This window comes from Mesorhizobium delmotii (genome assembly GCF_900149755.1).
GTDB classification, from domain to species: Bacteria; Pseudomonadota; Alphaproteobacteria; order Rhizobiales; family Rhizobiaceae; genus Mesorhizobium; species Mesorhizobium delmotii.
This window is the reverse complement of the sequence record NZ_FUIG01000028.1, coordinates 58072-64464: the sequence shown is the minus strand read 5'-3', so window position 1 is coordinate 64464 and position 6393 is coordinate 58072. Positions and strand designations below refer to the sequence as shown.

At 58.6% G+C, this 6393-nt stretch carries 5 protein-coding genes; 2 read left to right on the top strand and 3 right to left on the bottom strand.

What is annotated here, in order from left to right; all coding sequences use genetic code 11:
* Both BQ8482_RS39355 and BQ8482_RS18805 read right to left on the bottom strand, forming a co-directional pair.
* On the bottom strand, window positions 1–1072 hold a 1072-nt coding region (locus BQ8482_RS39355; RefSeq protein WP_244602869.1), incomplete at its 3' end, for a GDSL-type esterase/lipase family protein.
* A gap of 43 nt (window positions 1073–1115) precedes the next feature.
* A complete protein-coding gene (locus tag BQ8482_RS18805) occupies window positions 1116–1496 on the bottom strand; it encodes a hypothetical protein (protein WP_123149010.1) in 381 nt (126 codons plus the stop codon).
* A gap of 482 nt (window positions 1497–1978) precedes the next feature.
* Here BQ8482_RS18805 and BQ8482_RS18800 point away from each other — a divergent pair, with 482 nt between their 5' ends.
* Window positions 1979–3700: a hypothetical protein gene (locus BQ8482_RS18800; protein WP_123149009.1), complete on the top strand. Its 1722-nt coding sequence runs from the start codon at window positions 1979–1981 to the stop codon at window positions 3698–3700.
* Window positions 3701–3892: 192 nt separating this feature from the next.
* Window positions 3893–5236 carry an SGNH/GDSL hydrolase family protein gene (locus BQ8482_RS18795; protein ID WP_123149018.1) on the top strand — a complete coding sequence of 448 codons (1344 nt, stop codon included), beginning with the start codon at window positions 3893–3895 and terminating at the stop codon, window positions 5234–5236.
* A gap of 59 nt (window positions 5237–5295) precedes the next feature.
* On the opposite strand, the gene BQ8482_RS18790 is transcribed toward BQ8482_RS18795, so the two are convergent.
* Window positions 5296–6336 carry an EscU/YscU/HrcU family type III secretion system export apparatus switch protein gene (locus tag BQ8482_RS18790; RefSeq protein WP_123149008.1) on the bottom strand — a complete coding sequence of 347 codons (1041 nt, stop codon included), beginning with the start codon at window positions 6334–6336 and terminating at the stop codon, window positions 5296–5298.
* Window positions 6337–6393 lie beyond the last annotated feature (57 nt).

Below are 6393 nucleotides of genomic sequence, written 5' to 3'. Positions count from 1 at the left end.
CGTTGTCGGCCAGGGTCCAGTTTGTATAGGCATGCGTCTCGTCAATGCCGCCATTGATCGCCTCGATGGTTTTGTCACCGGCGTTATCGACGTAGTAGACGTCGTTACCCGTGCCGCCGACAAGCGTGTCGGCGCCGACCCCGCCGATGAGCTGGTCGGAGCCGCCGCGGCCCTCCAGCAAATCATCGCCCGCCAGCCCATCCAGCACGTTGGCTCCCTCGCTTCCGCCGACTTGGTCGGCAAAGGAAGACCCTGTAAGATTTTCAATGCTGGTGAAGGTATCGCGGTCGCTTCCGATGCCGGTCCCGTCCAGACCGAAGTGTTGTTCCAGGGCATCTATCCAGTGCGCGGCGATTTTCGCATAGCCATCGGCAGTCGGATGCAGTCCGCTGTCAAGCGGCGGTGCTGTGATGTCATCTGGCGTCAGATCACGCATGTCGACAAAGATGACCTTATGCCCTTGGGCGGCCAGTTCAGAGATCAGGCCGGGCATTGCATCGTTGTAGGCATCGACACGGTCTGCACGCGCTTGTGACTGTTGGCCGACGCGAACGGGAGGCAAGGATCCGACGAAGACGGTCAAGGCGGGATCGCTGGAGGTCAGGCTGAGCAAAAGCGTGCGCAGATCCTGCAACATCGTTGGCACGCTATCGGTCGAGCTGTCATTTGTTCCGGCGATCAGCAGCACGGCGTCGGGTTTCGTAGCTGCCACAACATCGTTGTCGATGTCGTTCAGTTGATTGAGCGTCCAGTTGCGATGGCCTTCGTGATCCCGATCGCCCATGGTGGCGGGGCCGTTGGACGAGGAACCGACGAAGTCGATCTTCACATTGAGTGCGCCCAACTGTTCCAGCATAAACTTCCGATATCCGCCGCTTTCGGTATCGGAAGAGCTCGCGATCACTCCATATGTAATGGAATCGCCCAGCGGCAGTATCGACAGCAACTTGTAAGCATGACCGGAAGCCAAATCGGCGATGACTCCACTGGACGAAGCGCCGTAAGTGACTGCGTCCGAACCGGCACCGCCGGCGAAAGCGTCTGGACGGCTGCTATCATAGAACACCGTCATAGTATTTTCTCCACCTGGCAAGGCTTCTCGCGGGCATCACCGCCTAGGCCGCGCAGCAGAAAGGCTCGAGATCGTCATAGCTGATCGGCCAGTCGAGACCGATGCCGCAGAGGCCTTTCAGCCTGAAGTCGTTAGTATGGAATGGCGGCGCCTGCCCGAACCCGCAGTTGGTTCCGCCGACCAGGCCGATCGTGTAATTCCACGGTCTTCCGGAGTAGGTGTCCTCGTCTCGGATATTGCTGTTTGCGCCGCGTTCGAGCTGCCAATCATGCGTGTGGTGGCGCCCCCATTCGATGACGGGAACGCGAGCTTTCCTCCGTCCGACGAGCTGCTGCAGGAAAAACGCTGAATCGAAGCCAGCGCCGATCACGACGATATCATAATGCTCGTCGGCGACCTGTTTGCCTCGGATATCGAGTACCATTGTTTATGGCCTCTGCAGCCACTGATACCTGCACCTGACGCCGATTCGATCGGTTTCCTGCAGGTCAGCGAGACAAATTCAAATGTTGCATCGCACTCTTGGGCACTGCAACATAATATTTGCCACTACTTTGGGTAGTTGTGCAACATTTTTTTGAGCCTGCAATACCCTGGCGCGACACCGGGCACGGATGCGGGCTGGACGATCCCTGTTGCTGTTATTGGACCCAAATTAGGAGAGATCGGCAAATTAACGCGGGCATTTATCGATAATTGGTGGAATTGCGCGCGCGCATTGAGCCAGGGCATCTTGAACTTTCGTCGTTGCCTGTGCGTTTAGGTTGTAGTACGCATCCTGTTGCAGTGCAGCAATATCCCGACCGCAATGTGCGGCCGCGTGAGGGCTCATCCCGTCACCGGAAAGGTGAGCACCGAAATCCGAATAGGTGAGGCGAAAATTCCGGAAGACGGGAGAAGCATGGTATGAGCATCGGAGCGGGCAGCGCCCGGCGTTGGCCGTCAGTCGGCATCGAGCGTTCACCCGTTGAGCGTTATGTCCTTGCAGCCTTTCTTTTTTTCCCGTTCCTGTGCGGGGTCGTTCCGATCCTGTTGTACGAGAAGGCAGCATCCCGCGTGGCGTGGCACGATCCTGCCCTCGCCACGGTAAGCGCCATCGGGTTGGCTCTACTTTGCTGCCTTTTTGCATTCGTGCGCTATCCCGCCGAGGCGCGGGCTGCGCGAATTATCGTCGTCGGCCTGGCGATAACGCTGGGCCTCTTCAGCTTCGGGCTTGGAGACGAACTCGGCATCGCCGACGCAGCTCGCGCCGACGCGTTGGGCAATGTACTCATCTATTCTCGCCTGATCGCGCTAGCGGCGGCCTGTTTTTCGATCCTGCGGCCATCCTTCGCCATTTTCCCGATGATCTATTTCGCCTTCCACAAGGATGTCACACGGGCAGTTTCCGGTGCTGAGGAACTGGGCCGCAACGACTATGCGCCGTTGATTGAGACCGGTCTCTTCCTGGCCTGTGGCCTGTTGGCCCTTAGCCTGCTGCAGAGTTTGAGCCGGCTGAAGCTCGTCACCAGGAACCTGCCCAGCCTCAACGAACTCGGAACCAGGGATTTCGCGGCCCAAGCTGCCGGCATACTGCTGCTTGCCGGGATCGGCGCCCATTTTGGCAACTACTTCATGTCCGGGATGGCGAAGGTCACGCTTGACGGAGGGCCGATGAGCTGGATCCTGGAGAACCCGACCAGTTCCATCATGCTGGCTGGGTACGGGTTAGGCGCGGCCCCGTTGGGCTTTTCCGAATCCCTGCTCGCTCTTGCTTATGAAGCAGTCAGGGCGGTCCAGATTCCAATGAATGTCGTTATCCTTGCTGCGCAGCTTCTATGCTTTCTCGCGTTTTTGCGCCGGCGATGGCTCATCGGCCTGACCGCGTTCTTCGATCTCATGCATATCGGGATATTCCTTCTGAGCGGCGCTCTTTTTCTGCACTGGATCATCTTGAACGGTCTGATCCTTGCGGCTCTGACGAGAATGAAGGAAAAATCGTTTTCTACAATTGCCGTCGTAACCGGGATTGTTGTCACCATATTCGGTCACGCGGTCTTTTATAACGCGCGGCTCGGCTGGTACGATTCAAGGCAAATCCGGCAAGCACATTTCGAGGCGCTGACGAAAGAAGGTGACTGGGTGCGGGTCGCACCGAGCTTTTTCCGCGACGCCTCCTATCTGCTCTATGGCCGTCACTTCGGCTATCAGGAATATCGTCATGAATCCGGCCACGTTCCGACCTCAGCTTGGGGCCAGATCGGGATAAGGCAGGTGAAGCCAAAGTCTTCGGAAGTTGCCTCGTCCAACTATGAGGTCATGAAGCTTACCAAAGAGTGCGCCTATCCAGTCGAACTGCCAATCACGCCGCCTGACTACGATGCGACCCGCCCGGCGCTGTTTATTCTTGGGCAGCACAGTCGCGCCGCGGACTTGGCGAACTCGGCTATTCCGGTTGATTACAACCTCTACCCCCACCATCATTATTCCATGCCATTCCTGCACCGCGCTTTTGAGGCGTTGGAGCCTCGCGACATGGTGGCGTATCGATATCTGGTCGATACCGTCTGCCTGGATGTCGCAGACGGCAAGGTTGTGCGGCGGCTCATGACCCAGACACTGGGGCCCAGAATCGATGTCCGCCAGTGAATCCGGAGAGGGCGCAGCGGACGTTTCAGCACGCGAGTTTTGGCCATAAGGCGGCACCAGTTTCCACGCTCGCAATCCTTGCCCCTGACGCTGGTCCAAAATTGCCACGGAAGTTGAATTTCATTCCCTAGGCAGCCCGTCATAATGAGGCCGGCGGCGGCAGTACCAGCATGTCTCGAGGAGGAGATAAAAATGCGGCTCAACAGGCCATTGGTTTGTACGGATAAGGTTTCATCGGCGCTTTCTCCCGCAGCAGGGAGGAAACGGCGTCTGCGTCAGACTATCCTGATATGTGCGGCTGTGGCGGCCGGTTCCGCCATCGCTGGTTTCGGTGCACAAAGCGCCGAAAGGGGAGCCTGGATCACCACCTGGGCTGCCACACCTGCTCCGCGCTGGTCGGATGATCTTCCTGCGCCTTTCGGAGTGCCGGAGGTGCTGGAGAACCAGACCGTCCGCCAAGTTGCCCGCATCAGTGTTGGCGGCAATAGCGTCCGGGTCGTGCTGTCGAATGCCTTTGGCGCCAAGCCGCTGACCATCGGCGCCGGCAGCGTAGCAATAGCAGGCAAGGACGGCGAGATCGATCAGGCGACGCTGAAGCCCCTGACCTGGGGCGGCAAGAGTTCTGTGGTCGTTCCGCCGGGAGCCCCGATCCTCAGCGACCCCGTCGCCCTCCCGGCAGAAGCGCTTTCCGAACTCTCGGTCAGCGTCTTCCTGCCGAAGAAGACGGCGCTGTCGTCGGTGCATTGGGATGGTGTGCAGACCGCCTACATTTCCGGCCCGGGCAATTTCACAAACGACGCGGCGTTCAAGGCTGACAGCACGCTCAATTCACGCCTTTTTCTGAGCGATGTATGGGTTGACGCCGCGCCGGAATCGCAGGCGGTCGTGTTTTTCGGCGATTCCATCACAGATGGGAATTGCTCGACCCCCGACGCCAACAATCGCTGGCCAGACCATATCGCCAGGCGATTGCAGGAGGCCAACCGCAAGGTCGCGGTGATTAACGAAGCTTTTTCGGGCAATCGGGTGTTGACCGACGGTATGGGTGTCAATGCTCTGGCACGTTTCGATTCTGATATCCTGAGCCATCCCAAAGTCTCGACCGTCGTCGTAATGATGGGCATCAACGATATCGGCTGGCCCGGCGAAAATGCAATTACGCCGGACGACAAGGAACCGACCGCCGAAGAGATTATCACCGGATACAAACAGCTCATCGACCGCGCGCATGCCCATGGCGTACGCATTGTCGGCGCGACGTTGACTCCTTTCGCCGACACCTTCAAAGGGCTTCCTACCGAGGGTTACTACACACCCGAAAAGGAAAAGATACGCGTCGCTGTGAACGAATGGATCCGCACCGGCGGTGGCTTCGATGGCGTGATCGACTTCGACAAGGTGATGGAAGACGCGGCCAAGCCTGGATACCTGCGCGACGACTACGACTGCGGCGATAACCTCCATCCCAACGACGCTGGATACAAGGCGATGGCGGACGCGGTCGATCTCCACGTCCTTTTGGGTCCAGCCAAATAGGTCGCTGCTGACCTTGCCGCCCTGCTCAGGCATTGCGGCAAGGTCGGTTCGAGCATGCCTCAAGCGAGCCCGAGCCGGACAAGATGGCGTACGACCGGTGAGAACATTTCCTGACCGATGTAAGCTCCGGTGTTCGTATTTTCGAAGAGTGGGCTGGCGACGGCCGCATCCTCGACCACGGGAATACCTGCCTGGCCTGCTTGAGCCATCATCTCGTCGGCCGCTCGGCCCTGGCCCTTGCCGACGACCGTCGGCACTGGCGTTTCACCCTTGACGTAACGCAATGCCACTGCGCGGTCACCAGCCACGAAGACGATGACCGCGTTTTTCACGCCCAGCTTCGCAGGTTGCATCACGGCCTCACGCCGCTGTCGCTGCTGTTCATGCCGAATCAACGGATCGCCTTCGAGGTCCTTGTGTTCGCGCTTGTATTCAGTTGTCGTCATGCGCATGTCGCGCACGAACAGCCAGCGCTGAATAGGAACATCGATCACGCCGATGACGACAAAGGCCAGGGCGGCGGCAATTCCAAGTGGTGTCAGCACCGCCTTGATGATCGGCTCCAGGCATGACGGAGCGCATCCTGGAGCATCGAAGAGCGGCTGCAGCCACGCGATCAAAATGAATGCGAAGAGGCTGGCCAGCAATACCACCTTGGCCAGGCCTTTGGTGAACTCGATGACGTTCCGCAGCGACAGGATCTTCTGAAGACCCTTCGCCGGGTTTATGTGATCGAATTGCGGCTTGAGCGGCTCAAACGAGAAGACCGGCCCGAACGTTCCCAGCATGCCGAAGGCCACGGCGAGAACGACAACGATTCCGACGAGCGGTAATGTGGCAAGCATCAGCAATGACAACGAATGGCGGATGGCCAGCAGGCTGACTTCAACGAACGAATCGCCCGGGGCGGTCACGGTCTGCACGAGTTCCGAAAGGTGCTCGACGAGCATCGGCCAGGCAAAATAAAGATAGCCAAGCGCTGCGAAAAGCGTGAAGCCGGAGCCCAGGTCGCGGCTTTGCGAAACCTGGCCTTTCCGGCGAGCGTCGCGAAGCTTCTTGTCGGACGCCGGTAGTTTCTTTTCCTCAGCTTCTTCGGCCATGTTGCAATCTTATCGCACTGTTGTGGTTCCAGTCGGCCAAGGCCGTGTGTAAGGTGC

Coding starts and splice junctions, on each gene's coding strand:
- BQ8482_RS18805 (WP_123149010.1), bottom strand. CDS start 1,496: ATGGTACTCGATATCCGAGGCAAACAGGTCGCCGACGAGCATTATGAT.
- BQ8482_RS18800 (WP_123149009.1), top strand. CDS start 1,979: ATGAGCATCGGAGCGGGCAGCGCCCGGCGTTGGCCGTCAGTCGGCATC.
- BQ8482_RS18795 (WP_123149018.1), top strand. CDS start 3,893: ATGCGGCTCAACAGGCCATTGGTTTGTACGGATAAGGTTTCATCGGCG.
- BQ8482_RS18790 (WP_123149008.1), bottom strand. CDS start 6,336: ATGGCCGAAGAAGCTGAGGAAAAGAAACTACCGGCGTCCGACAAGAAG.